The following is a 25,086-nucleotide window of genomic DNA, read 5'->3' as shown; positions in this document are numbered from 1 at the left end:
ATTTTCGGCCCACGGACATGACTGACCACTCTGATGACAGACTACTTTGTTCAGGCGTTTATTTACCTGGTGGCGGCGGTGATCGCGGTGCCACTGGCCAGGCGGTTCGGGCTGGGGTCGGTACTCGGTTACCTGGTGGCCGGTGTGGTCATAGGGCCGGTGACCGGACTGGTGGGCCAGGAGACCGTCACCGTTCAGCATTTTGCCGAGTTCGGCGTGGTCATGATGCTGTTCCTGGTGGGGATGGAGCTTGACCCCAAAACCCTCTGGGCCATGCGGGTCCGTCTGCTCGGTCTCGGCGGCCTGCAGGTCACACTGACCGCCGCCGCCGCCACCGGTTTTGCCTGGTCCCTGGGCCTGCCCTGGCAAACAGCCCTGGCGGTGGGGTTTCTCTTCTCCCTCTCCTCAACCGCGATCGTCCTGCAGACGCTGACCGAAAAGGGCCTGGTCAAGACCGAAGGCGGCCGAAGTGCCTTCTCAGTGCTGCTGTTCCAGGACATCGCGGTGATTCCCATGCTGGCCGTCATCCCGCTGCTGGCCGTGTCGGAAATCTCCGGTACCGACGCAGAGCACGGGCACAGCAGCCTGAGCCTGGTTGAGAACCTGCCGGGCTGGGCGCATGGGCTGGTGGTTGTCGGTGCGATCGTGCTGGTGATTGTCTGCGGCCATTACCTGAGCCGACCGCTGTTCCGCTACGTGGTGCAGTCCGGCATGCGGGAAGTGTTCACCGCCACCTCCCTGATGCTGATTATCGGCATCGCGGCACTCATGAGCCTGGTGAATCTGTCGCCGGCGCTCGGCGCTTTCCTGGCCGGCGTGGTCCTGGCCAACAGCGAATTCCGGCACGAGCTGGAAGCCAATATCGAACCGTTCAAGGGGCTACTGCTGGGACTGTTCTTCATTACCGTGGGCGCGGGGATCAATTTCGGGGTGCTGGCGGATGCCTGGGATACGGTCCTTCTTCTCGCCCTGGCGGTTATCGTGGGCAAGGCGCTGATTCTGGTTGGCCTGGCCTTCGCATTCGGCATCCGCGACAGCGAAGGCTGGCTGTTCACCCTCGGGCTGGCCCAAGCCGGTGAGTTCGGCTTTGTCCTGCTGACCTACAGCACCCAGAACCGGGTGATTCCTGCGGACACCGCCCAGGTCCTGTCACTGGTGGTGGCCCTGTCCATGTTCCTGACGCCGCTGTTGTTCATTGTCTATGACCGGGTGGTGCTGCCGCGCTATCAGAAGGTCTCCAACGAAGAAGCGGAGCCGGATGAGATAGAAGAGCAGGCGCCGGTGATCGTGGCCGGGGTCGGCCGCTTCGGGCAGATCGTCTGTCGTTTGCTTCGCGCCAACAACATTCCCAGCGTGGCCCTGGACCATGCTCTGGATCAGATCGAAAATCTGCGCCGGATCCAACTGAAAAGTTACTTTGGCGACGCCACCCGCATCCAGCTACTGGAAACCGCCGGCATTGCCGAGGCACGCCTGCTGGTCGTCGCCATCGATGACCGCGACCGGGCCGTGAGCCTGGTACGCCACGTCAAACAGCTTTACCCGGAGGTCTGGATACTGGCCCGCGCCTTCGACCGCGGCCATGGTTACGAGTTACGTGAAGCCGGTGCCGACGACGTAGTGAGCGAGACCTATTACTCCGCCCTGAAACTCGGCGGCGAGGCCCTCACCGCCATGGGCGTCCACCCACAACGCGCCCGCCGGATGACCGACTCCTTTATCGGCAGCGAAAAAGCCAACGAAGACCAACTGTTTAACGCCTGGCGCAACATTGAAGAAGGCATCCACTTCAGCCCGCGCTACGGGGAGTTGTTCATGAAGCTCGAAGAGTCGTTGGGGCACGCCATGCGGGAAGACGCAAGGCGAACCGAGGACGAAGCACCGGCTTGGACACCACCGAGGGACAGTGGCTGATCACAATAACACAAGTCGGGTTAAATGAATTGTTCCGAAACGAATGTGTTTCTGCGGCTTAATGGTCACAAAAAGGAATGGGTGACGGCAGTCACCCGCAGGCCGAGCGTGGTGGTGCCCACCCGGTTGTGCTCATCTTCTGCATTCAGGGCCTCGCTGCCGCCTTTTTCTGGAAATCCTCGGTGCGCTGCTCGCTCCAGTCCAGGGCCAGACAAGGTGTGAGGCTCAGTTGTTCGGTAAGCGGGGGCGTGTAGCCGGCTTCGGCGAAGAGCTAGCGGGAGGAGTCCCGTAAATGGTCGCATCCGGAGACGGACACTCCACGATTACCGACCGCCTTATTCCGCGCTTCAAGCCGCCAGATCGTCAGTAAGACTTTTCCAACGCCGAGGAATCGTCGTGGGCATGTCTGACCCGACGAACTTTCCACCAGATCGACAGCATCACGACGGGCACCAATACCGCCATCACCGGTGCGACAACATCGTAAATGTACGGGATACCTTTCAAGAAATAGCCTGAAAGACTCACGACGTAATATGAAATTGCTGCCACAGACAGGCCTTCAACCGTTTGCTGAAGACGTAATTGCAGCTTGACTCGGTTGTTCATCGACTCCAGCAAGTCCCGATTCTGACGTTCCAGTTCGACATCGATCCAAGAGCGCAGCAGTGAGATGTCTCGTGTCAGCTTGTCGGAGAGATTGGCCTGGCGTTCTTTTACCGAAAGGCAGGTTCGCATCGCAGGAGCAATGCGACGTTGAAGGAAATCCCGCCAGGTGAAATATCCGGACACCCCCTCTTCCAATAGCGCTGCCAACCTCTCTTCAACGATCTCGTAGTAAGCCCGACTGGCGCCAAATCGATAGAGATTCGCAGCAACGCAGGCCTCCAATTTTGCAGCCAGACTGGTCAATTCTGACAGAAGGAGGTGGTTGTCACGCCGCGCTTCCGAGTTCGTAGCCATCTCATCCGTAATCATTGCAAGTCGTGACTCCATGCTGCGCAGCTCCGTCGTCATTGATCTTGTCAACGGCAACGACAATAAGGCCAAGGTCCGATAGGTCTCGATCTCCAGAAGACGTTGCGCCAGCGCACCCGCTCGCGCAGGCTTTAAATCATGCGCAAGGATCAGGATGTGCGTCAGGCCGTCGTCATCCTGTCGAAAATCGGTCAGGATGGCAGCGTTCCCACTTTCTACCAGCGAGTAACAAAGGCTAGAACGATCGAAGCGATCTACCTCCTTCTCAGTTTCTGAAGTCCATGGAAGAAACGTCAGACGCACGCCCGACACCACCGGGCCGGGAGGGATGAACCCATGCTTGAACGGATTCTCGCCGCCTGGTTCTCCGGTTTCGGGGTCAAGCTCGGCACACCACAGATACGTCGAATACTCCGAGTGTTTTTCACAATGCAGGTCTCCGTCGTCCCAGGCCAAGCCGTGAAATGGCGAAGATTGGTCAGGCTCAGCCACGCCGAAACGACCAGACAACTCATTCATCGCCAACTTATCCTTAGTCAGATCTCCTCCGGTCATGAAAGCGAACTGCAACATCTCCCTCGGGGCTTGAATCATGAGGTGTGGGCGCGCATGCACTTCGTTCACGGCCGCAGCCCGATCGGCATAGGCCGGCATTCCATACACAGTATCGGTTGAGGCCGGCTGATCGTTCGGATTGTGGGTCGACTCGGTCATAATGACCTCATGTTAACTGGTTGAAAAAATACTGAGTGGAGCACGATTAACACTATAGCTCACTACGCGAAGGTGACCCTGTGCGCTATTGCGGCACGACGTAACATCTGACCAAAGAACAGGTCCAAGGCAGGGAAAGTTCCCGTTTAATGGTCTACACTTGGTAGTGAAGAATCCTACACAAGCTCTCGCGCCTCCACGATAAAACCACCCTGGATGCGCTCAGCAGATCGGGAGGTGTTTCTTGCAGCGCACGACTGACATGCCCGCCAGCATCACCACGACGCTCACCTACCTGGCCAAGCACGACGCGAAACCCTATGTGCATACCGAGGCTCTGACCGGTGATAGCGAGCCACACTACTTTGCCGAGCAGGAGGAGCGCGAAGTCACGATATACAATGGCCGACCGTTGGTAGACAGCCTTGCTCTGGACAAGCAGGGGTTCGAACTTCATCGGCGGGATACGGTGGTCGACGACCTTTACGACGATACGTCGGTGGAAAACATTTACTATGCCGAGGTCGAGGACTTGATCAAGGAGCTGACGGGCGCGAGCCGGGTCGTCATCTTCGACCACACCCGGCGTAGCGATGCCGAGCAACGGGGTATTCGCGGCCCGGCCAGCCGTGTGCATAACGACTACACCGAGCGCTCGGGCCCTGAGCGTATCCGCGAAGTGCTGGGCAGGGATCAGGCCGACGCGCTGGCAACGGTGCCGGTGGCTCAGATCAACCTCTGGCGCCCGATAAACGGGCCCGTCAAGCGTTCGCCGCTGGCCCTGCTGGACGCATCGACGCTCGACCCCGATGACCTGCTGGCCACCGACCTGGTCTACCCGGATCGTGTCGGTGAGATCTATCACCTGGCCTACAATCCGCGCCAGCGCTGGTACTATTTTCCGGACATGCGCCGTGACGAAGCCTTGCTGATCAAAGGATATGACTCCCGTCACGACGGTCGAGCCCGCTTCACCCCCCATACCGCCTTCCAGGACCCCCATACGCCGCCAGGAGCCCCGCCGCGAGAAAGTATCGAGGTTCGCACCCTAGCCTTCTTCGGTTAGGTATTGACCACCTGGCGAGGGCCTCCTCCGTACGGTACTTTACCGGCTTATGGCGACATGACGAAGTCAGGTAAAACGAATTGGCCGATTTCCTCAATGACCTCACCGGCGGGGCGTCGGCCGTATTTCAAGTTGATGATCACATGGTTAACGCCGATCTCCTGCAAACTGTGAAGCAGCGCAATAAGGTGATGCCGTCCCAGTTGATACCCCAAGTGGATCGGCCGTGGTGGTGTCTGCGGGTTATCTGTCAGGTCGAGGTAAAGTGACTGAGTAAAGGGTTTGAACAGCTCGCCACATTCATCACGAACCGCCGTTCGCCAGCTCTCGACAACCACCTGCTGAGCCCTCGGGGGGCGCGGATAACTGATCCACCCATGACTGTAGCGGGCGATCCACTCCAGCGTCTGGCGGCTATGGCCGGTCACGAAGAATGGAATTTCCGCTGTGGTTGGCTTGGGAATCAGATCGGCTCCCTGAAGCGTGCCGCCGGACCAGGTCAAAGGCACGAAACTGCTGAGCTGAACCTCGCGAAATACGTTGAGGTATTCGCGGAACAGACTACCGCGTTGCTCCGGGTCGACACCGAATGCCGGGAACTCCACCGGACGGTCACCGGAAGCCACGCCGAGTAACAGACGGCCACCACTGAGTTGATCGACACTCGTTGCAGCCTTGGCAGTGTGTAGGGGATTACGGATTGGCAGGATGACCGACGCGGTACCCAGCGCTATCGAACGGGTGTGTGCTGCCATAAAACCCAAGTAGACCCAGGGATCGAACACCTGGCCCGAATCCCCGAAGCTGGGGTCGCGTAACGGCACGTCGCGGAACCAGAGGGCAGAGAAGCCCAGCTTTTCGGCACGTTCGGCCAAGCTTACTTGGTCGAGCATACTCGGCATATCGCCAGTAAAGGCTTCGAGGGGAGAGAAAAGCCCCAGGCTCAGGCGGCCTTGGAGGTAAGTTCGCTGAAAGCCAGGTTGTTGCTGATAGGGAATGGAATTCGGAGTAAACACGCTCTTTTCTCCATTTGCTCCCGCTGCAAGGCAGCGAGATACAGCGAGACGGTCGAGTGCGACAGGCCTACCCAACCGGGTTGACTCTCATTGAGCATCACGAGCGTCATGGTTCGTGCGCACCTCACTCTCGTAACGTCCCTCCCGCTAGCCTCTTCACCCCTTCGCGCTTCTGCCTGCTCTCCTGCTCGCGCACCAGCCAGTAGATTGCGCCGAGAGCCAGAATCGCCGCGCTCAGCCCCAGCAGGGTCATGGGGTCGATCTTTGTGGCATCCAGGATAATGAATTTTCGAACCAGGGCGAGGAGCGCAATAAGCAGGACGGTCTTTATCTGCACGATACTATTCTGACGCTCGGCTATACTCAGCACGGAATGATTGAATTCCAAGGCAATCAGTAACGTCATGACCATGCCGAAGACCACCTGGAAGACGGATTGGTTGGCGGGATCGACGACCCCGAACACAATCAGCATGACGATTCGCCAGGTCAGATGGACGACAGCCACTGCGACCACGAGACTGAGCAGCAGCGTGAGGATTATCGCCACGATCTGCTCGAAGCGCTGGTAGTAGGACATGTTCGGCCAGGCAAAGCGTGTCTCCGGGAACCGTCCAGCGAGTGCGGAACCTATGCGGCGCGACCTGCTACCGCCGCCCCCTTTCGGGGGCTTTCCTCTGGACATATGGCATGCCCCCTGTCCGCCGTCTCTGTGGCTTCGTTACTCCGGTTCGGTTGCGGGCGCCTTTGCTTCCTTCTCCCAGCGGATCTCACTTCGATCCTTGTCGAAGACGAAGCGCAGGCTATCACCTTCTTCTATGTCGCCCCGCAATACGGCACTCGCTAGGCGCGTCTCGATCAGGGAACGGATCTGGCGACGAAGTTCTCGCGCACCGAACTCCGGCCGGTAGCCGACGTCGGCCAAATGGTCGATGAGTGAGTCGTCAAACTCCACCGTCAAATCCTGCCCATGTGCGATACGCTTTACACGCTCGAGCTGCAGGCCTACGATCTCACGGATTTGTTCGCGGTCGAGTGCGTGGAACACGATGATCTCATCAATACGATTGATGAACTCCGGGCGGAGATAACGCCGAAGCACGTTCAACAGCTCCGACTTCAACTCCGCGTCGTCCTTGCGCTTGCCCTTCGGGGCCTCGATGTTCTCCCGGATGACATCGGAACCGATATTGCTCGTGGCTATTATGATGGTATTGGTGAAATCCACGACACGCCCCTTGCCATCAGTGAGCCGCCCATCCTCAAAGACCTGCAGCAGCACGTTCTGGACGTCCATGTGTGCTTTCTCGAACTCGTCCAGTAGAACGACGCTGTACGGCTTTCTCCGCACCCTCTCGGTAAGCTGACCCCCTTCCTCGTACCCGACGTACCCGGGCGGCGCCCCGATCAGGCGCGCAACCGTGTGCCGCTCCATGTACTCGCTCATGTCAATACGGATCATCGCCTCCTCGTCGCCAAATACCGTTTCCGCAAGGGCTTTGGTCAATTCCGTCTTTCCCACTCCCGTGGGACCGAGGAAGAAGAAGGTTGCGATGGGACGGCGCCGGTCGCCGAGCCCGGCGCGAGACAGTCGCACGGCATCGGATACGGCACGCACCGCCTCGTCCTGACCGACGACCCGCTGATGTAGACGCTGTTCCATCTCCATCAACCTGGCGCGCTCCTCGGTCGTGAGCTCCGCCACCGGAATTCCGGTCAAACGCGAAACGATCTGCGCCACATCCTCGACGATCACCTGATTGGCACCAGTACTCCGTGTGGTGTTCCATTCCTCAAGGCGTTGGTCATAGTCGCCCTGGTGCTCTTCGATACTCGCTTCCAACTTGCTTGCGCGTTCGAAATCCTTGCGGTTGGATGCGTAATCACGCTCGCGCCGCAGCTGCTCAAGCTGCACAGCGAGCTCATGGAGCTCCGGCGGCCGCGACGTGCCGCCAATTCGTACCCGAGCAGCCGCCTGATCTATCAGGTCGATGGCCTTATCCGGCAGGAATCGGTTGGTAACATATCGGTCGGCCATCTCCACGGCGGCGATGATCGCCTCGTCGGTAATCGTGACCTTGTGGTGTGCCTCCAGTCGATCCCTGAGCCCTCTCAGCATAGTGATGGTCTGGTCGACCGTCGGCTCGGCGACGAACACCGGTTGCAGCCGCCGCTCCAGCGCGGCGTCCTTTTCGATGTGCTTCTGGTATTCGCCCAGCGTGGTAGCCCCGACCAAATGCAATTCGCCACGCGCCAGTTGCGGCTTGAGGGTATTGGCGACGTCCAGCCCGCCCTCGCCCCCGGTCGATCCGGCGCCGACAATGGTGTGCAGCTCGTCGATGAACAACACAATGTCGTTTTCGTGGGACGTGATTTCATCGAGCACCTGCTTGACCCGCTCCTCGAATTGGCCGCGATACTGGGAACCGGCCACCAGCGAGTTGACGTTGAGCTCCACCACCCGCTTGTTCCTGAGCAGATCCGGCACTTCATCCTGAACAATTCGCTGCGCCAGCCCTTCGACAATCGCGGTCTTGCCCACGCCCGGCTCGCCGATGAGAACGGGGTTGTTCTTGCGCCGGCGGGAGAGAACCTCGATCACGGTCTCGATCTCGGCCGCCCGCCCGATCACCGGGTCCAGCTTGCCCTCGGCAGCCAGTGCCGTAAGATCCCGACTGTACTTGTCCAGGGTGGGCGTGTCGCTTTGCTCAGGTAGCCGCCCCTCCTGTGCACCCTTTCCGACCACCTGCACGGTCTTCTGCCGAAGACTGTGTGCAGAGAGGCCATAACGGTTCAGCAAGTCGCTGGCCAGCCCCTCCTCCTCGGCCAGACCGATCAGAAGGTGTTCGGGACCGATGTAGCTGTGTCCAAGGTCTCTCGACGCCTGGAAGGCGCGCTATAGCGCTGCTTTCACGCGTGGGGAAACTCCGATCTTTGTGGCCCCACCCGTTTTGGGTTCGCTCGCACCTTTGGGTGTCAGTTGCTCAACCTGGGTCTTGAGGTCCCTGGCCGATAGCTGGTATCGCTCGAGGAGCGCCTGCACCACATCGTTATCGGCCAGCGCGTAAAGCAGGTGGCTGGTATCGATGAGCTGCGAACCCCACTCCACCGCGGTAGCCGCGGCTTGCTGCAGAATCTGCTCGCTCTGCTCGCTAAGCAGGTCACCCAGGTCGACCGATTCACTGTCCTGCGGCCGTCCGTTCTCCCGACTGACGACACTGCCGAAGCCGAAGTCCTCGTCTCGCGCCAGTCGCTCAAAGAAATCGTCGGAGAGCAACCCGCTTCCGAAGAGGGATTCGAATGGAGAGGCACTTCGCGCTCTCAGACGCAAATAATCCGTTTGGCATACGTTGAGGGTGCGTCTGCGACCGGCCTGTGAAACCGTTACCTGAAGGGCTGCAGGACGTTGCCGGCAGATGTCGCATGATACTTGCTGTGATTTTTCCGCGCTCTTGCCCATGCCCATGTTCCCTCCGCAGTTCCGTTGTGTGACTTACAACAGTCATATAGGAACGGCAAAGCCTTAGAAAAGGGGCGGAGCCCAGTAAAACCTGGGAGGGGGCAGAGCCCGAGAGAAGCTTAAAATCCAGTATAGCGCGAGGTGGATCGAAAGCAAGGCGGCATCGGTGAAACCGGGACAGATCTATTTTCCGGCTGGTGAATGGCCGTCAGGCTGTAATATAGCGGAAAGGCATCACGATAGTCGGAGTATGAAATAGGTCTGTCCCGGTTTTCTAAGCGGCCGGTTTTTTGGCGGTGCTTCCACTAGCATCCGCCGGTACTGGAAGTACAACCTGCCCCGCGAAGCTTTATGTCGCTGCCGTCGAGGGGCGATGGTGAACATCCGCGAAATTGAGAGGCTGAGTCGGCATTCCTACCTACACAAAACAAAATTTTCGCCGCACATCACCGCTGATTCACTTCCTGGTTGCGGCGTTGCTGTCGGTAGCCATAGGTCGCGTTTCTGACGGTTTCTTCATCTTCCAATCCAGCCCCCAGGGCTCCAGCGATAGTGGCAACCGAAGTCGCCAGCCAGGCAAGGGCCGTGTAATCGAAAAGGCTGGCCGCGTGGCCGAGTTGCGCTTCCAGCATGTTGGCCGGAATGAAAACGAGAACTGCGAAACAGAATAGGCCAAGCAGGATCGTATAATAAAATATGACCCCTGCGCTTAGCGTGAGTACAGTGACCGTATTATAGAGGCGAACCAGGTGTGGCGATGGGGCGTTTCTTATCGATTCCCAAAGAGCGTGGGCAAGAATGATCCAGGCGATCATGGCCACCATGGCGACGCCCATCAGCAGAACAAGGCGTGGCCAGCCATAATTGTTGCTGAGCTGCCAAAGGGTGGGAAACACCAGGCCATAGGCGCCGGTCGCGAACGCGACGGCGATGACGCCCTTGAAAGAAGGAAAGATGGTCCAGGGTCGGTTGGCGCGCACCATGCCGGCCAGGATGCGAAGGTTCCCGTTGAGCCATGAATCGGCAATGAAGCGTACGTCGAAGGACTCTCCCTCGCCCGATAGTGTTACCCGTCGTATCGGGAACAGTTTCTCGTAGAGGTGCCTACCCACTAGTTGCCAGGCACCTTTGCCACGCAGGCTCTCATGGACTTTACGGGATCGCTCGGTACGCTGCTCTTGGCGGGCACGGTCCTCTTCCGAACTGCCATGATGCAATTCGTTGACCAGTTGCAGAATCGCTTCGCTCAGGCGACGGGGTATCGAGGTAATGCCGAAAGCAGGCAATGAGATCATCGCCACGCCATGCACCGTGCTGGTTTCCGCGATCACGAAGCGCCCATGCTTGTGGATCGGCAGATCGGTAATACAGATCGCGTAGTCCCATTGCCGATGCTGCTTGTACTCGAGAATACTACCGATGATATCGGTGGAAGCCTCTGCAGCGCCGACCAACGGATCGACAATCAGTAGCACCTCCCAGCTCAACCGGTCATCCACGTAGTTGGCCAGAAGTTCGGGTAACTGGTCGATCACCTTTTTGGCCATCTCAGCGGGCATCTCCGGGGCGGGAACCAGGCCCACCACCTTTCGACATGCATTGACCGTCCGGCCCCCTTCCGCTGCGGGTTCCTTGGTGTAGACCTCGTGCCGAACCTTGGGCATAAGCGCTCCTTGACGACGTGGCCAGCATTAGGGAGTGGGAGCCCGTAAAAACCCACACTGGCATATCCAAGCTTAGGTCAAGAACAGAATACCGCGACTCTCGCTATAGTCAGTGAAAAACCGATCTGTCCCGGATTCATGTGCTCACGTACCCACGGGTGCGATTTTCCGACCTTGGCCAGGTGGCACAGGAACTGCCAGGCCTGTCCAACCAGTTCGGCCAACTTACTACCCGCATAAGGAAATGCGGCGCCCAGCGTGCCGCCCACTTCATCTCGCTCGCCGCACCGACCCGGTGCCCTACTCCGGCGTCGCCGCCCGGGTGGAAACGGCGGAAGGCCCCGCCCAGGTAGCAATTCTTCCAAGCGACCCGAACACGTCGCAGCTAGCCGAGCAAGCGTAGAAGCTCTATGCCCTGACCTCTACGCCCCCCTTCTCCAACGCCAACGGCTTCGTCGGCGACCGTCAAGGGCCAGCTCGTCGTCGCCTCGCCGGTCTACAAGCCAGAAGTGCCCCCCTTCTGAGCTGCACAGGCTAATGTGGCACGGCGGCTTACAACCTAGGAATGTGTGACAGTATTTAGCCGACCACAAAAATCAAGGCAGACATAGTGAAAGTTATTTTTTAAACAAATAAACAACAACACCGAACGCCAAACCGTTACTATCAAGTCATGCCATTGAGCAAGAATTGCGCACACGAAATATACCTACGAACCTTCTGCTGCTCCCCCTTCTCGGTAAACACCAAACTCTCCCGCCATTTCTGCGAGCTTGTTGTGTAGCGTGACAAACAGTTCTGCTTTAGGAGAACCGGCGCGATGAATCATGCCGATTTTCCTGAAGACTTGAGGTTCGCCAAAAGGCAGTTTCAACATGTCGCGGCCATTTTCTCGCACAGCAATATCCGGCACGATGCTAACCCCCAGGCCGGCTGCAACACATTCCACAATGGCTGGCACCGTGTCTATCTCTGCAATGTCCTGAACTGTAATGCCTAAGCGCGCGAGTTCGTTATTGATCAGTGCCCCCAATGGGACGTCGCTGCCGAACCGCACGAAGGGTAACGCTTCGAGTAACTCCTTGGCCGGCATCCAAGGGGTGCCGGGAGGAGCAATCACCATCAGCGGCTCCCGTATGAATGGGGACCAAAGTAGGTTCCGAGAGACACCAGCGTGCTCAGCTACAATGGCCAGATCCAGTCGGTCTGCATTGACGTCACTGATTAGCATTGAAGACATGCCAACACGCAGGTTTACACTCAATTCGGGGAATTCCTGGCGTAGCGCGACGATAGCACGTGGGAGTAAACCGATCGTACTGGTGCGCACCGAGCCTACATTAAGAGTGCCGGTCATCTGTTTCCCGGACAGAACACCTCGGGTTTCGTCCACCAGGGCCAGAATCTGTTTAGCCGTTTCCAGCATTTTTAGACCCTGAAGGTTGAGGCTGGGTGGTCTCGAGTCACGATTGAACAGCTTGGTATCGAGTTCCTGCTCAAGCGCATAGATCTGTTGGCTGACTGCGGAAGGCGTCAAATTCACGACAGAGGCTGCTCTCGCAAACGTGCCATTTTCCGCGATCGCCACGAAGGTACGAAGTTGGCGGGTATCCATGAGCCTGCTCCAAATTAAGATATTCTTCACTTAATGCAAAATTTTATTCGCTTTTGTAAACCAAATCTACCTGTATCCTGAGAAGAACACGAAAAGCAGCCGCCCTGTGACGCTACACCGATCCGGGTCCGGCTGCCCTCGCCACAATAGGGAGGAACCGATTTGGCAGCGCAACCGACGATTCTGATAACAGGCCCTGACCTCGTAACCACAGCGAGGGAAATGGCCGAAACCGCTGGTTATACTTTAGTTCACACCCCACCCTATCCGTCCGAAGAAATGCTGGTGGAATTCATTGTGCAACACGACCCGGTCGGCGTCGTATCGCGAATGGGGAAGTTTGGTGCAGGTGCTGTCGCGGCTGGAAAATCTTTACGCGTGATCTCCAAACACGGCGCGGGCGTCGACAATATCGACGTCGAGGCGGCAACCCGACATGGTATCCAAGTGATCCGTGCCACTGGCGGCAATGCCGTCTCGGTCGCCGAGCATGCTGTCGCCCTGATCTTTGCCACTGTCAAGCGCCTGCTGCCTCTGGATAAGAGCATGCGCGCAGGTCGCTGGGAGAAGGCAGGGTTCCTCGGTCGGGAATTGTCGGGTATGCGCCTTGGGTTGGTCGGTGGCGGCGCCATCGCTGCAGCCGTGGCGCAGATAGTAAAAGGCATGGGGCTGAATGTGATGGTCTACGACCCTTACGCCCCGGCCGAGGCCATCGAGGCCATGGGCGCCCGCCGCGTCGAGCAACTCGAGGAACTGCTCAGCCAATCGGACATCGTCAGCCTGCATTGTCCGCTGACCAAGGAGAACGCTCATCTGCTCAACGCCGAGACCCTTGCCTTGATGCCGGCCGATAGCTACGTCGTCAATACCTCCCGGGGTGGCCTGATCGACGAGGCCGCGCTGCTATGCGCTCTGGAAAGCGGTCACCTCGCGGGCGCGGGGCTCGATACCTTTGAGCAGGAGCCCCCTTCAGACGTGAGTTCGTTGGCCGCCTCTGAGCGAGTCGTCCTCACGCCGCATATCGCCGGCGTTACCGCAGAGGCAGGCACCCGCGTCGGCGAGCTGGCGGTCAAGGGCATCATCGACTTCCTCGCCGGCAACTCCCTACCGAAAGCGCGCCTGGCCAATGCACCGGTAACAGCGACCATAACCTGAGAAAACCCATCTCCTAACTTTCAGCCCTTCGACGGAGTGATGCAATGACAGTCGGAAATAGAATTCTTCAGCGCAAGCGTCGTGTTGACGACGAGCTCGTTAAAGCCTTCTCGGAACTGCCTGTGGCGGTGGTCAGCGACAGCATGTCCCGGGTATTTGCCGGCGGCTCAAGCCTGCGCCCCATGCACCGCGATGGTAACCTGGCCGGTGTCGCACTCACGGTCCGCACACGCCCTGGAGATAACCTGATGCTGCACAAGGCAATCGACATGGCAGCGCCTGGTGACGTCATCGTCTGCGATGCCGGAGGAGACACCACCAATGCGTTGATGGGTGAGTTGATGCTCGCATACGCGGTAAAGAAAGGGGTGGCGGGGTTCGTACTCAACGGTGCGATTCGCGACCTGGACGGTTTTCGCGAGACTAACCTGCCTACCTTCGCCGCTGGCGTGACCCATCGTGGGCCTTACAAGAACGGTCCCGGCGAAGTTAACACACCGATTAGCCTGGGAGGCATGGTCATCGAGCCTGGCGATCTGATCCTCGGCGACAGTGATGGCTTGATTGCAGTCCCCTTCGACGATGCCGCAACAGTGCTCGAGGCGGCGCAAGCAAAGCACGCAGCGGAAGAGAATCAGATGGCGGCCATCCATGCCGGCAAGAATGACCGCTCCTGGGTCGACAAGGCTCTGCAGGCCACTGGCTGCAGCATGTCGAGGGGCTGAGATTGCGTTTGCCGAAAGCCGCCTCACCGCTGATCAACGCCCGCCTTCGTGTATACCTCGCGGGAAATGCGGCTTCGGCTGTTGGCACCTGGGCACAGCGCGTTGTATTGCTATGGCTAGCCTGGGATACCACACAATCCAGCTTCATGCTGGGATTAATGGCAATGGCCGACCTGCTGCCGTCGGTCATCGTGGCTCCCTTTGCAGGCACATTGATTGACCGTAAGCACCGATTACGCCTAGCACTTCGGCTACAGCTTTTGTCGATCCTGCCCCCCTGCATGATGTTACTGGCAACGGTGGCCGGGCTTGTCAGCCCGGCTTTCTTGCTTGTAGTGGCAGGGTTGACTGGAACCCTCAATGGCTTCGACCACCCGACACGCATGGTCGTCGTCAGCAGCATCGTTCCCAAAGGAGATATACCAGGGGCGGTGGCGATCAACTCTATGGTGTTCAACCTTGCGCGGATGTTGGGGCCGGCAGCAGCTGGCCTAGCCTTAACGTTGGGGACACTCTGGTCGGTCTTTATATTCAACGCTATCAGCTACCTGCTCTTCGCACTGATACTGTCACGGCTTGCCTGTCAGGAAGCCACAGAAAAAGGGACAGATAACGATGCTCCAGCCAACCCGACTATCGGTCAGCACCAAGGTTCGTCTTGGTCGGCGGTCCGCAATGGCCTGACAAGTCAGCATAAGCTTCTCTTATTGTTCTTCGCACTCCTGGCGCTATGCTACCGGCCAATTTTCGAGTTGCTACCGGCTTTCGCCGTCCATCTGGCGGTCAGCGAGGCCGAAAGGGCAACAGCCTTCTCGCTGATGACATCAGCTCAAGGGTTCGGGGCGACGCTCGGTGCGTTGGTAACATCAGTACTGCTGACAAGAGGTCGTCCTCTGATGCTAACCATGGGTTTCGGCCTGGTGGCGGTAGTGGGGTGCGTACTCTTTCTGCTCAGCAATGCCCTTTGGGCAGCTCTGACCTCTCTTATGCTTTTATCGGGAGCCATTCTCGCCAATGGAATCTGTACTCAGGTCGTCCTGCAAACACAGGTGCCAGACACAGTCAGAGGTAAGGTGCTGTCGCTCTACACGATGATCTTCCGCGGCCTCCCGGCCCTAGGGGCCATGGCAGTCGGGCTGCTCGCCGATAAGGCACATGAGAGAGTCATTTTCGCAATCGGCAGTCTTCCGGTATTGGTCATGTTATTAAGAATAACTTGGATCCTGAACAAGGACCGAAAAAAGGAAGCTCCCAGCAGGCTCTGAATACAAAGAAACCATATCAACCTTATGCCTTTTGTGTTCGATGAGACGGGAAATCTAAGTCAGTGTAGGATTGGCTTTAAAAGAGCGCCCGTACCTATAGATCAAGCCGTGTCATGATTTACACCACCTCGTCACTGCTCATTGTTCATTGTTATGGCCCGACGCACCTACTTTCCTTTTTCGGCAACTCACTGGCCAGCCAAGATTCGACCAACGTCTTATTTACAGCGATCGACTAGACACGAACTTCGAATAAAGAAATTCTGCATCTTTCCTCAAAAAAAACGCGCTTTATACAGCAAGTCTTTTCATGTTCAATTTCCCAAGGGTCAACAAGACTGTGTCTCAGGATTTTGTAACATAGACCAATATCTATTGACGCGTTTACACCCAATCGCAACGCCATCACGTGCTGTACCGCCAGCTCCTCGAACACCGACATCAACAACGATTCTAGAGGTAAGGACATGAAAACCAAGCACTTCCTAGTATCCAGCCTGATCATTATGGGCACCGCTGCGGTAGGTGGCGCACAGGCCGCCGACTGGACGGGCTACACCTATTCCTCGGTGTCAACCACCGCAGCCGTGAAGGGCATGGAGCGTATCTCTGACCGCGTCGAGGCAGAAGCTGATGATCTGTCGATCTCGCTTCATCTAGGGAAAACGCTTCAGATCGCCTCCAGCGATATCACTCAATCGGTCGGCGATGGGTTCATCGATTTTTCGGCCGACCTCTTCTTTTCAGGCAACGTTCCTATCGCGCGCATCCTTAACCTTCCAATGCTAATCGAGAACGGTGACCAATGGGATAAGGCCTATGAGGCCATGATCCCCTATCTCGAGGAAGGTTTCGCCAAGCAGGACGTGAATTTTCTCGGTGCGTATCGGTACCCCCAGCAGGTTATCTTTACCTCGTTCGAGATCGACTCTCTCGACGATCTAGAGAACCGCAAAATCCGTGTGACCTCACCCGAACAGGGCGCCTTTGTCGAAGCCTTCGGCGGCTCTCCCATCACGCTGTCCGGCTCCGATGTGCCGACCGCGCTGGAGCGGGGCGTAATTGATGGCGTTCTGACCGCCAGTGCGGGTGGAGCCAAGAACTGGCACGAGTTCCTCGACTACAACTACCGCCTGCCGGTGAACTATGCCTACAGCGCCGTGATTGCCAACAATGGCGCCTACGAATCCCTGAGCGAAGCCGACCGCGAGACCTTGGCTACCATCGTCAGCGAGGAGACGGCCAACATCACCGAAGCCTTCCTGGTCGACGAGCAGGCCCAGAAGCAATCCCAGGCGGAAGCGGGCATGACCATCATCGAGCCCAGCGACGAGGATATCGCCAAGGCCCAGGACGCCCTCGCCCCCTTTTGGCGGGAGTGGGCCAGCGACGCCGGCCCGGAGCACGAGCAGGCGCTGCAGGACGTGCTCACCGCCCTCGGCAAGTGATCGATCCGTCAGAGGACCGCAACGTGTCTGAATACCAGTATGAAACAGGACAAGGGCCAGCCTCCGCCGGCCCCGTCTTTGACGCGATCGCCGCCGTGGTACGCCTTCTCGCCGGCCTGGGGCTGATAACGCTCACCACCCTGGTCGTCGCCGAGATCGGCTCGCGGCTGATCCTCAACGGCTCCCTCCACGTGGTGGAGGAGCTCTCAGGCTACCTGGTCATTGCCACCACCCTGTTCGGCGCCAGCCTGGCGATCCGTCACGATGCCCTCTTTCAGGTCGGCTTTCTGTATGGCGCCCTGCCGGCGCGGGTGAAACGGTTGCTCGGCCTGGTGTACATCGTGCTGGGCATCGGCATCTGCGGCGTGCTCATCTGGCATTCCGCCCTGCTCGTGATGAGTTCGTTCTCTCGCGGTAACGTGGCACCCACCGCCATGATGACCCCGCTCTGGATCCCGCAGTTGCTGCTGCCGGTAGGTCTGTCCGTGATGACCCTGTTCCTGTTCGAACGCGCCCTGCTGCAGCTCGGCATCGGAGGAAAGCGCTGATGGATGCGATAATCGCCTTTTCCGCCCTGCTTCTGCTGATCCTCGGCGGCCTGTGGGTACAATTCGCCGTCGGGGCCGCGGCCCTCGGCTATCTGTGGCTGATGAAAGGCTTCGCCGGCTGGAAGGCCCTCGGGCTGGTCAGCTGGGGAGCGGCCAACAGCTTCACCCTGGCCGCCATACCGCTGTTCATCCTGATGGCCGAGATCCTGCTCGGCAGTGGCCTCAGCGGACGTCTCTACAACGGCATCGCGCCCTTCATGCGGCGCCTGCCAGGAGGCCTGCTGCACACCAACATCATGGGCAGCGGCATCTTCGCCGCCGTCGCCGGCGGCAGTGCCCCCACCGCCGCGGCCATGTCGACCGTGGCCCTACCGGCACTGTCCTCGCGAGGCTATCAGAAGCGTATCATCGCGGGTTCGCTGGCCGCTGGTGGCACCTTGGGCATCCTGATACCGCCCTCGATCACGATGATTATCTACGCCACCTTTACCGAGACGTCGATCGCAAAGCTGTTCGCAGCCGGTTTGGTGCCGGGCATCCTGTTGGCCGTCTGCTACAGTCTTTTTATTGCCGCTCGTGCGCTCGCAAATCCCTCGCTGGCACCTCGCGACACAACCCCGCTGGAGTTGACCGACTACCTGAAAGCAGCGCTTGATATTGTTCCTTTCATGATTCTGATTGGCTTTGTACTAGGCAGCATTTATGCGGGACTTGCCACGCCGACAGAGGCCGGTGCGGTCGGCGTAGTCGGGGCGATGATAATCGCAGCCTCATATCGCCGCCTCAGTCTAATCCTGCTTAGAAACGCCATCTCGCGAACACTATTGATGAGCGGTAATGTGCTGTTCATCGTCCTTATTTCGATGATCTTTGCCTACGCCACGGCCCTTTCGGGCGTCGGTGAGGATTTAGTTAGTTGGGTAGGCGAAGCCGACATGTCGCCGTTCGTGTTCCTGCTGCTGCTGATGGTGACATTCGCCATACTGGGCTGCTTTATGGAAGGCTTGGGAATGATTGCCATTATTGTGCCGATCGTTTTCCCGGTCCTGCTGGCGATGAACATCGACCCGATCTGGTTTGGTGTCTTTGTGGTCATTTTAGTCGAGCTTGGACAACTGACGCCGCCACTGGGCATCATCCTGTTCGTGGTCGCCAGTTCGGATAGCAACGTCAAGGTCGAGGAAGTCGTCATGGGTGTGCTGCCCTTCTTCCTGATTATTCTAGCTTTCTTGGTTCTATTGATCTGGTACCCAGACATAGCCCTATGGCTCCCATCCCTGACCTCTGGAGGCTGAGCATGGCTTTCCCCCATCCCGATCCGGTATTGATAGAGGCAGAGATTTTTACTGAACTTCCGGCGACATTGAGAAGGACGGGGCAGCGATCCTATTGGGCGGAACGCAACCGGCGCGGAGCAGTCGTTGACAGCTTCATCGAAGGTCCTTCTTTTGATCTCGTAGGTAACCTGTGGTTCGTCGATATTCCGTTCGGGCGAATCTTCCGCGCTTCACCGCACGGCGACATCGAGCAGGTTGCCGAATACGACGGCCAGCCCAACGGCCTGAAGATCGATGCCTATGGACGTATCTTCATCGCCGACTTTCGCAATGGCATCATGCAGCTGAGCCCGGACACTGGCGAGGTGTCCAGCGTACTGTGCGATGCCGACACCGAGGGCTTCAAGGGATGCAACGACCTGCACTTCGGCCCTGACGGCGCGTTGTACTTCACCGACCAGGGCCAGACAGGCTTGCAGGATCCCTCTGGCCGGGTCTATCGCTGGCACCAAGAAAGCGGACGATTGGACTGCCTGATCGACAAGGTGCCAAGCCCCAACGGGCTGGTGCTCGACAAGGCCGGTCATGCACTCTACGTGGCGGTGACCCGTGCCAACGCCGTCTGGCGTCTGCCGATCTCGGACAGCGGACGCGTGGTGAAGGCCGGGCTATTCCTGCAGTTTTCCGGTGGCCGTGCGGGACCGGACGGCCTGGCGCTGACAGAAGACGGCGGCGTGGTGGTCTGTCAGACGGGTATGGGGCTGGTTTGGGTTCACGACGCGCTCGGTGTACCGATCGCCGTGGTGAGATCCCCTCGCGGGCTCGGCACCACCAATTGCGCCTTCGGCGGACCAGAGGGTCGTTCGCTGTTCATCACCGAGTCCGACACCGGCACCATCCTGCGCGCCGAGCTGCCCGTCGGTGGCTTTCCCATGGCCTCAGGTTGGGGGGCGTGATGCCTTGTAGCCGCACAACGATGTCTCTCCATCATGATCCTTAATCTCGATGACTACGAAGCTGCGGCCCGTCGGCGGCTTCCCCGCCCCCTATTCCAGTACGTCGCGGGCGCCGCGGAAACCTCGGCGGCCTATGAGGACAATCGTACCGCGCTCAGCGGGCTGAAACTCATTCCCCGCACGTTGCGTGGGGTGGAGAGTCGGAGTACCCGTCATCGCCTCTTCGGCACCGAGTGGTCGGCTCCGTTCGGCATCGCGCCAATGGGTATCAGTGCGCTGATGGCCCATGACGGCGATAATGTCGCGGCGCGGGTCGCCGGACGCGAGGGTATCCCCTACGTGCTTAGCGGCTCCTCCCTGACTCCCATGGAAGAGGTGATCGAGGCCAACCCTCAAGCTTGGTTCCAGGCCTACGTCCCCGGCGAGGACGACCGCATCGCGGCGCTGATCGAGCGCGTCAAGACCGCCGGATACAAGACGCTGGTTATCACTGCGGACACGGCCGTACTGGCCAATCGCGAGAATAACCTGCGTGCCGGTTTTTCCACGCCGCTTCGCTTCACCCCTCGTATGGCCTGGGATTTCGGCACCAAGCCACGCTGGCTGCTTGCCACCTTCCTGCGTACCCTCCACCGTCGCGGCATGCCCCATTTCGAGAACTCTTACGCGCAGCGGGGAGCTCCCATCGTTTCGCGGCAGGCCGCGCGGGACTTCGGTCGCAAGGACCACCTCAACTGGGAGCACATCAGCCGTATCCGTGACCAGTGGCAGGGTCGGCTGGTGGTGAAGGGGCTGCTGTCCCATCACGACGTCGCAATAGCAAGAACGCTCGGCTGTGATGGTGTGGTGCTGTCCAACCACGGCGGGCGCCAGCTCGATCACGCCATTTCAGCTGTGCGGGCGCTTCCCCTAGCGAAGGCCGAAGCGGGAGACATGGCTGTCATGCTTGACGGCGGGATTCGGCGCGGCACCGATGTCGTCAAGGCCCTGGCGCTCGGTGCCGACTTCGTCTTCATCGGCCGCCCCTTCCTGTTTGCCTCCACGGTGGGTGGAGACAAGGCACTCGGCCAGGCTGTGCGCATCATGCAGAGCGAGGTTCACCGCGACCTGGGCTTGCTCGGATGCCGCTCTTTGGATGAGCTTGATGCCTCAGCCGTCTTCGATCCGAGCCAAGGGCCACGGCCAATCACTGTCGCGGGTCAATGAACCCACGGCTGGAGGAAATCGTGATGCCCCCCTGGAACCATCATCAAGAAGGCTGTGACGACTCCGACGAGCGGCCATGGCGCCAACGTCCCGACGTCAACTCGCCAAACCCTCTCCCACGGCCGGACTGGCTCGCCCAAGTCCGGGAACCCTCGCTGGCCCCAGAGCAAAAAATCGTCGATGCCCATCACCACCTTTGGGATCGCCGGGGCTTTCGGTATCTGCTCGAGGAGTTCGCCGATGACATTGGCAACAGCGGTCATCGAGTCACCGCCTCGGTCTACGTCCAGTGCCGAACGATGTATCGCGCAAGCGGACCCACGGCCTATCGATCCGTCGGCGAGATCGAGTTCGTTCGCGGCCTCTCCGCCCAGGCACGCAGCGGCCACTATGGGCCCACCGATGTGGCGGCAGCCATCGTCGGCCACGCCGACCTGCTGATGGGAGCCAATGTCGCGCCGGTGCTCGAGACGCTGATAGAGGCAGGCGGTGGGCGCTTCCGCGGTGTGCGTATGCCAGTCGCGGCGCATCCCGACCCCACCGTGCGCTCCAACCCCGTGCCGGCTCCTGAGGGGCTGCTGGTCAGCAAGCCCTTCACCGAGGGAGCGCAGGAGTTGGCCCGCCGCGGCTTATCGCTAGATATCTGGGCCTACCAGACCCAGCTCGACGAGGTAGCGTTCTTGGCCCGCCGACTGCCCGCGCTGACCATCGTGCTCGACCATGCCGGCGGTCCCTTGGGCGTCGGGCCCTATTCCAGCTCTCATGCTGACCGCAACTCGGTCCATCGCCGGGCTTGGCGCGACGGCTTGGCACGACTGGCCGAACTTCCCAACGTAATGCTCAAGATCGGCGGCTTCGGCATGCCGATCATGGGCTTCGGCTTTGACACGGGAAAGGTGCCACCGGACTCACAGCGGCTCGCCGATGCCATTGCCCCCGATGTGGACGCCTGTATCGAGCACTTCACCCCATCGCGCTGCATGCTGGAGAGTAACTTCCCTGTCGACAAGGGCAGCATCTCTTACGGCGTGCTGTGGAACGCTTATCACCGACTCACCGCCTCCTGGAGCCAGGAGGAGCGCAACGCTGTGTTTCACGACACGGCAACACGGGTCTACCGGCTACCCGCCGGCTCATGACCCTCAATAGCCGAGCACTCAAAAGACCATGAGCGCAAGTTCAACTAAAAAAACGGAATATGTCAGCATGAAACAACAACTATTAAGCCTGTCCCTCGTCGCTTTTGCGTCGACCTCCCTGCTGGTCGGCGCCAGTCTCGCCCAGGCCGACTATCCCGAGAAAACGATAAATCTGGTGGTTGGCTACTCCGCTGGTGGCGGCACGGATGTCATGGCCCGCACCGTAGCCAAGTATGTCGAGGAGCAACTGGGTGAGGGAGCCACAGTGGTGGTCAAGAATATGCCCGGTGCGGGCGGCCAGATTGGTTTTTCGGCTATAGCGTCGGCCGAGCCGGACGGTTACACGATCGGTACCATGAACCTGCCGGCAGCTATGGCGCTGACCTATGATCGCGATGCCGACTACGATGTGGACAGCTTCACCTGGCTGGCCAATGTGGTCTCTGACCCCAACACCTTGGTAGTGCCGAAAGGATCCGATATCCATTCCCTGGAGGAACTCATCGAACACGCCAGGAACTCCCCGGGAAAGGTACCGGTAGGCTTGTCATCACTCGGTGGCAACGATCATTTCTCGGCCATCCAATTCGCCGAAGCGGCCGATGTAGAACTGAACTACGTGCCTTTCAATGGCGCTGCCCAGGCGCGCAGCGCCCTGATGGGCGGCCATGTCGCCATGGGCACCATGGCCTTTAGCCAGACCGTGGGTTTCGAGGAAGAGTTGCGCGTGCTGGCCGTGCTCTCCGATGAGCGTTTGCCCCAGGCCCCTGACGTTCCGACGGCGAAGGAGCTCGGATTCGATATCGAAATGGGATCATTCCGAGGTCTGGCGGCTCCAGCCGGTCTCCCGGACGATATCCGCGCCGATTTGGTGAGCGCACTCGAGAGTATGGCCACCGATCCCGCTTTCCTCTCCGACATGGCACGGCAGGGAAACCCACTGAGCTTTTCCTACGGTGACGATTACCAGGCCCTGGCAGAGGCACAGGACGAAGCGGCACGCCGCACTTGGGAAGAGACGCCGTGGAAATAGCCGCCAGCTGAAGCCAACTGGTGTGGGGCTTTCACACACCCCACACCTTTCAATAGCAATTTTCTCATCTAGCCGTCTTCGACCATAGTCGATAACCCATTATTTTCTTCCATCATGGCAACAGCCCTAAACCCTGGCCATCAGGGGTCGTTGAGTGTACCAGCCCACATGATGCAACAAATCTTACGACAAAGTTAAAAAGTATTCGCTTTGATTCAGCCATGCTGTACGTTTCACTGCACAAAGAAGCTTGGCCTCGGGCCTTTTCGCTCAACGTGATATCAACGGGAGTACAAAAAGATGACCGCCAGGATTTCCACTATTGCCGCCGCTCTCTGCCTTGCCAGCGTTACCTCTACGCAAGCCTTCGCTGACTACCCCGAAAAGAAGATCGACCTAATCGTTGGCTATGCCGCCGGAGGTGGTACCGACGTCATGGCCCGCACCGTCGCCCCCTTTCTCGAGGAGCATCTCGGCAACGACGCCACGGTCGTGGTCAAGAACATGCCCGGAGCGAGCGGCCAGATCGGCGTCACCGCCGTGGCCCAGGCCGAGCCTGACGGCCACACTATCGGCACCTACAACCTGCCCGGCATGATGGCGCGCACCCTCGACCGCGACGCCGACTACGATGCCGACAGCTTCACCTACCTGGCCAACGTGGTGGACGACCCAAATGTGATCGTCACGCCCAAAAGCAGCGACATCGACACTATGGACAAACTGGTCGCCACCGCACAGGAACGAGAAGGCGCCGTCACTGTCAGCATGTCGAGCCTAGGTGGAGATGACCACTTCTTCCTGATCCGTCTCTCGGAGGTGACCGATGCCGAGTACACCATCGTTCCCTTCTCGGGCTCCGCGCCAGCGCGCAGCGCCCTGATGGGCGGCCACGTCACCATGGGCATTATCAACCTGTCAGAAGTGGTTAACTTCCGCGACGAACTGAACGTGCTGGGCATCGCCACCGAAGAGCGCTCGGAACTGCTGGAAGACGTACCGACCTTCACCGAGGAAGGCTATGACATCGTCAACGGTTCGCTGCGTGGATTCATCGCACCTGCCGGCCTGCCCGACGAGGTCGAGTCCAGCCTGATCACAGCCTTCGAGAAAACCTATGAAGACCCGGAGTTCCGTGAGGCCATGCTCAAGTCCGGTAATCCGGTCAAACTGACCACAGGAAATGACTTCGAGGCACTCAACGCCGAGCAGCTCGAGCTGGCCGAGCGCGTCTGGGAAACCTCCCCCTGGAAATAAGCCGACTGGCCGGGGCACTCCACCGCCCCGGTCTGCCATGACCAGTCACCCTCGGCACGCCTCGTGACGAGACAGGACGTCTCCCCGCCATACCACACGACTCGAACTACGCAGGTGGCATGTCGAGGAAGACGCTCTGTGAGCAAGCCAGACAGACAGGATCGACCATGAAACAGACAGCCTCCGAGCACGGTCCGCATCCCGACCTTATCGCCGGTATCGCCATAATCGTCGTCGCAGGGTTTCTGCTGTTACGCACGCCAGACATGCCGACCATGAGTTCAATACTGCCCATCACCATGCTAAGCGCGCTGATCGGCTTCGCCGCACTGATGATCCTACGGGTCTTCGTCGCCAATCGAAGTGAACGCGTGAAGGCCCCGCGCCATCGGACCTTCGATTCCTGGCCGCGCTTTCTCGGCATCATCACGTCCATCGGCATTTACGTGGTCAGCGTAAGCCTGATCGGCTTTTACACTACCACCGCGGTCATGGTGCCCGTGGTGGCGTGGTGCTTCGGCTATCGGAATATTAAGCGGCTACTACTGGCGGACCTGATCTTCACCGGCGGCCTCGCGGTTATCTTCGTCCTGATGATGGGCCAGGACCTTCCCACTGAATTCTTCATCCGCTGACGGAGGGCTGACACA

At 59.1% G+C, this 25,086-nt stretch carries 21 protein-coding genes and 1 pseudogene; 14 read left to right on the top strand and 8 right to left on the bottom strand.

Going from position 1 to position 25,086, the window contains the following annotated elements; genetic code table 11:
* Positions 1 to 33: 33 nt before the first annotated feature.
* Positions 34 to 1,914 (top strand): monovalent cation:proton antiporter-2 (CPA2) family protein, encoded by a 1,881-nt coding sequence (locus DIS04_RS17520; RefSeq protein ID WP_111415080.1) that lies wholly within the window; start codon positions 34 to 36, stop codon positions 1,912 to 1,914.
* Between the two features lie 363 nt (positions 1,915 to 2,277).
* On the opposite strand, the gene DIS04_RS17515 is transcribed toward DIS04_RS17520, so the two are convergent.
* Complete coding sequence (locus tag DIS04_RS17515; RefSeq protein WP_111415079.1) at positions 2,278 to 3,606, bottom strand: DUF3422 family protein; 1,329 nt, start codon at positions 3,604 to 3,606, stop codon at positions 2,278 to 2,280.
* Positions 3,607 to 3,850: 244 nt separating this feature from the next.
* Here DIS04_RS17515 and DIS04_RS17510 point away from each other — a divergent pair, with 244 nt between their 5' ends.
* Positions 3,851 to 4,672, top strand: a complete 822-nt coding sequence (locus DIS04_RS17510) for a CmcJ/NvfI family oxidoreductase (RefSeq protein WP_111415078.1) — start codon at positions 3,851 to 3,853, stop codon at positions 4,670 to 4,672.
* 47 nt (positions 4,673 to 4,719) lie between these two features.
* Here DIS04_RS17510 and DIS04_RS17505 read toward each other — a convergent pair whose 3' ends face one another.
* From DIS04_RS17505 to DIS04_RS17485, 7 genes and pseudogenes are all read right to left on the bottom strand, one after another.
* Positions 4,720 to 5,688, bottom strand: a complete 969-nt coding sequence (locus tag DIS04_RS17505; protein ID WP_111415077.1) for an LLM class oxidoreductase — start codon at positions 5,686 to 5,688, stop codon at positions 4,720 to 4,722.
* Between the two features lie 124 nt (positions 5,689 to 5,812).
* Positions 5,813 to 6,268, bottom strand: coding sequence for a phosphate-starvation-inducible PsiE family protein (locus tag DIS04_RS17500; RefSeq protein WP_111415076.1), 456 nt, complete (start codon positions 6,266 to 6,268; stop codon positions 5,813 to 5,815).
* 141 nt (positions 6,269 to 6,409) lie between these two features.
* Positions 6,410 to 8,290, bottom strand: a complete 1,881-nt coding sequence (locus tag DIS04_RS20905) for an ATP-dependent Clp protease ATP-binding subunit (protein ID WP_422668187.1) — start codon at positions 8,288 to 8,290, stop codon at positions 6,410 to 6,412.
* A gap of 93 nt (positions 8,291 to 8,383) precedes the next feature.
* Positions 8,384 to 8,569 (bottom strand): annotated as a pseudogene (locus tag DIS04_RS20990) (Clp protease N-terminal domain-containing protein); the annotation flags it as partial.
* 15 nt (positions 8,570 to 8,584) lie between these two features.
* Positions 8,585 to 9,154 (bottom strand): Clp protease N-terminal domain-containing protein, encoded by a 570-nt coding sequence (locus DIS04_RS20985; RefSeq protein ID WP_245904598.1) that lies wholly within the window; start codon positions 9,152 to 9,154, stop codon positions 8,585 to 8,587.
* A gap of 440 nt (positions 9,155 to 9,594) precedes the next feature.
* A complete protein-coding gene (locus DIS04_RS17490; protein WP_111415075.1) occupies positions 9,595 to 10,812 on the bottom strand; it encodes a hypothetical protein in 1,218 nt (405 codons plus the stop codon).
* Positions 10,813 to 11,521: 709 nt separating this feature from the next.
* Positions 11,522 to 12,427, bottom strand: a complete 906-nt coding sequence (locus DIS04_RS17485) for a LysR family transcriptional regulator (protein WP_111415074.1) — start codon at positions 12,425 to 12,427, stop codon at positions 11,522 to 11,524.
* Between the two features lie 222 nt (positions 12,428 to 12,649).
* On the opposite strand from DIS04_RS17485, the gene DIS04_RS17480 reads away from it, so the two are divergent.
* The 12 genes from DIS04_RS17480 to DIS04_RS17425 all read left to right on the top strand — a co-directional run bounded on the left by DIS04_RS17480 (position 12,650) and on the right by DIS04_RS17425 (position 25,071).
* Positions 12,650 to 13,582, top strand: a complete 933-nt coding sequence (locus tag DIS04_RS17480) for a hydroxyacid dehydrogenase (RefSeq protein ID WP_111415073.1) — start codon at positions 12,650 to 12,652, stop codon at positions 13,580 to 13,582.
* Between the two features lie 44 nt (positions 13,583 to 13,626).
* Positions 13,627 to 14,307, top strand: a complete 681-nt coding sequence (locus tag DIS04_RS17475; protein WP_111415072.1) for an RraA family protein — start codon at positions 13,627 to 13,629, stop codon at positions 14,305 to 14,307.
* 8 nt (positions 14,308 to 14,315) lie between these two features.
* Positions 14,316 to 15,572, top strand: coding sequence for an MFS transporter (locus tag DIS04_RS17470; RefSeq protein WP_162623111.1), 1,257 nt, complete (start codon positions 14,316 to 14,318; stop codon positions 15,570 to 15,572).
* 467 nt (positions 15,573 to 16,039) lie between these two features.
* The gene (gene dctP / locus DIS04_RS17465) at positions 16,040 to 17,020 is read left to right on the top strand and encodes a TRAP transporter substrate-binding protein DctP (protein ID WP_111415070.1); all 981 of its coding nucleotides are present in this window, start codon (positions 16,040 to 16,042) and stop codon (positions 17,018 to 17,020) included.
* 95 nt (positions 17,021 to 17,115) lie between these two features.
* Positions 17,116 to 17,568 carry a TRAP transporter small permease gene (locus DIS04_RS17460; RefSeq protein WP_218938189.1) on the top strand — a complete coding sequence of 151 codons (453 nt, stop codon included), beginning with the start codon at positions 17,116 to 17,118 and terminating at the stop codon, positions 17,566 to 17,568.
* Positions 17,568 to 18,863, top strand: coding sequence for a TRAP transporter large permease (locus DIS04_RS17455; protein WP_111415069.1), 1,296 nt, complete (start codon positions 17,568 to 17,570; stop codon positions 18,861 to 18,863). Before DIS04_RS17460 ends, DIS04_RS17455 begins: the two co-directional genes overlap by 1 nt.
* A 2-nt stretch (positions 18,864 to 18,865) precedes the next feature.
* Entirely contained in the window at positions 18,866 to 19,801 is a 936-nt protein-coding gene (locus DIS04_RS17450) for an SMP-30/gluconolactonase/LRE family protein (RefSeq protein WP_179951298.1), read from the top strand.
* Between the two features lie 33 nt (positions 19,802 to 19,834).
* Positions 19,835 to 21,007, top strand: a complete 1,173-nt coding sequence (locus DIS04_RS17445; RefSeq protein ID WP_111415068.1) for an alpha-hydroxy acid oxidase — start codon at positions 19,835 to 19,837, stop codon at positions 21,005 to 21,007.
* Between the two features lie 23 nt (positions 21,008 to 21,030).
* Positions 21,031 to 22,146 carry an amidohydrolase family protein gene (locus DIS04_RS17440; RefSeq protein WP_162623110.1) on the top strand — a complete coding sequence of 372 codons (1,116 nt, stop codon included), beginning with the start codon at positions 21,031 to 21,033 and terminating at the stop codon, positions 22,144 to 22,146.
* Positions 22,147 to 22,213: 67 nt separating this feature from the next.
* Complete coding sequence (locus DIS04_RS17435) at positions 22,214 to 23,179, top strand: Bug family tripartite tricarboxylate transporter substrate binding protein (RefSeq protein ID WP_245904597.1); 966 nt, start codon at positions 22,214 to 22,216, stop codon at positions 23,177 to 23,179.
* 300 nt (positions 23,180 to 23,479) lie between these two features.
* Positions 23,480 to 24,436, top strand: coding sequence for a Bug family tripartite tricarboxylate transporter substrate binding protein (locus tag DIS04_RS17430; protein WP_111415065.1), 957 nt, complete (start codon positions 23,480 to 23,482; stop codon positions 24,434 to 24,436).
* Positions 24,437 to 24,603: 167 nt separating this feature from the next.
* Positions 24,604 to 25,071: a tripartite tricarboxylate transporter TctB family protein gene (locus DIS04_RS17425; RefSeq protein ID WP_162623109.1), complete on the top strand. Its 468-nt coding sequence runs from the start codon at positions 24,604 to 24,606 to the stop codon at positions 25,069 to 25,071.
* Positions 25,072 to 25,086 lie beyond the last annotated feature (15 nt).

It is taken from the genome of Billgrantia lactosivorans (genome assembly GCF_003254665.1).
GTDB classification, from domain to species: Bacteria; Pseudomonadota; Gammaproteobacteria; order Pseudomonadales; family Halomonadaceae; genus Halomonas; species Halomonas lactosivorans.
Note: the sequence above shows the minus strand (reverse complement) of the source record. Positions and strands in the feature narration are given on the sequence as shown.

Bases quoted from the DNA above. Each gene is read 5' to 3' on its own strand.
- DIS04_RS17520 (WP_111415080.1), top strand. From the start codon at position 34: ATGACAGACTACTTTGTTCAGGCGTTTATTTACCTGGTGGCGGCGGTG.
- DIS04_RS17515 (WP_111415079.1), bottom strand. From the start codon at position 3,606: ATGACCGAGTCGACCCACAATCCGAACGATCAGCCGGCCTCAACCGAT.
- DIS04_RS17500 (WP_111415076.1), bottom strand. From the start codon at position 6,268: ATGTCCTACTACCAGCGCTTCGAGCAGATCGTGGCGATAATCCTCACG.
- DIS04_RS20985 (WP_245904598.1), bottom strand. From the start codon at position 9,154: ATGGGCATGGGCAAGAGCGCGGAAAAATCACAGCAAGTATCATGCGAC.
- DIS04_RS17490 (WP_111415075.1), bottom strand. From the start codon at position 10,812: ATGCCCAAGGTTCGGCACGAGGTCTACACCAAGGAACCCGCAGCGGAA.
- DIS04_RS17485 (WP_111415074.1), bottom strand. From the start codon at position 12,427: ATGGATACCCGCCAACTTCGTACCTTCGTGGCGATCGCGGAAAATGGC.
- DIS04_RS17480 (WP_111415073.1), top strand. From the start codon at position 12,650: ATGGCCGAAACCGCTGGTTATACTTTAGTTCACACCCCACCCTATCCG.
- DIS04_RS17475 (WP_111415072.1), top strand. From the start codon at position 13,627: ATGACAGTCGGAAATAGAATTCTTCAGCGCAAGCGTCGTGTTGACGAC.
- dctP (WP_111415070.1), top strand. From the start codon at position 16,040: ATGAAAACCAAGCACTTCCTAGTATCCAGCCTGATCATTATGGGCACC.
- DIS04_RS17455 (WP_111415069.1), top strand. From the start codon at position 17,568: ATGGATGCGATAATCGCCTTTTCCGCCCTGCTTCTGCTGATCCTCGGC.
- DIS04_RS17450 (WP_179951298.1), top strand. From the start codon at position 18,866: ATGGCTTTCCCCCATCCCGATCCGGTATTGATAGAGGCAGAGATTTTT.
- DIS04_RS17445 (WP_111415068.1), top strand. From the start codon at position 19,835: ATGATCCTTAATCTCGATGACTACGAAGCTGCGGCCCGTCGGCGGCTT.
- DIS04_RS17440 (WP_162623110.1), top strand. From the start codon at position 21,031: ATGCCCCCCTGGAACCATCATCAAGAAGGCTGTGACGACTCCGACGAG.
- DIS04_RS17435 (WP_245904597.1), top strand. From the start codon at position 22,214: ATGAAACAACAACTATTAAGCCTGTCCCTCGTCGCTTTTGCGTCGACC.
- DIS04_RS17430 (WP_111415065.1), top strand. From the start codon at position 23,480: ATGACCGCCAGGATTTCCACTATTGCCGCCGCTCTCTGCCTTGCCAGC.
- DIS04_RS17425 (WP_162623109.1), top strand. From the start codon at position 24,604: ATGAAACAGACAGCCTCCGAGCACGGTCCGCATCCCGACCTTATCGCC.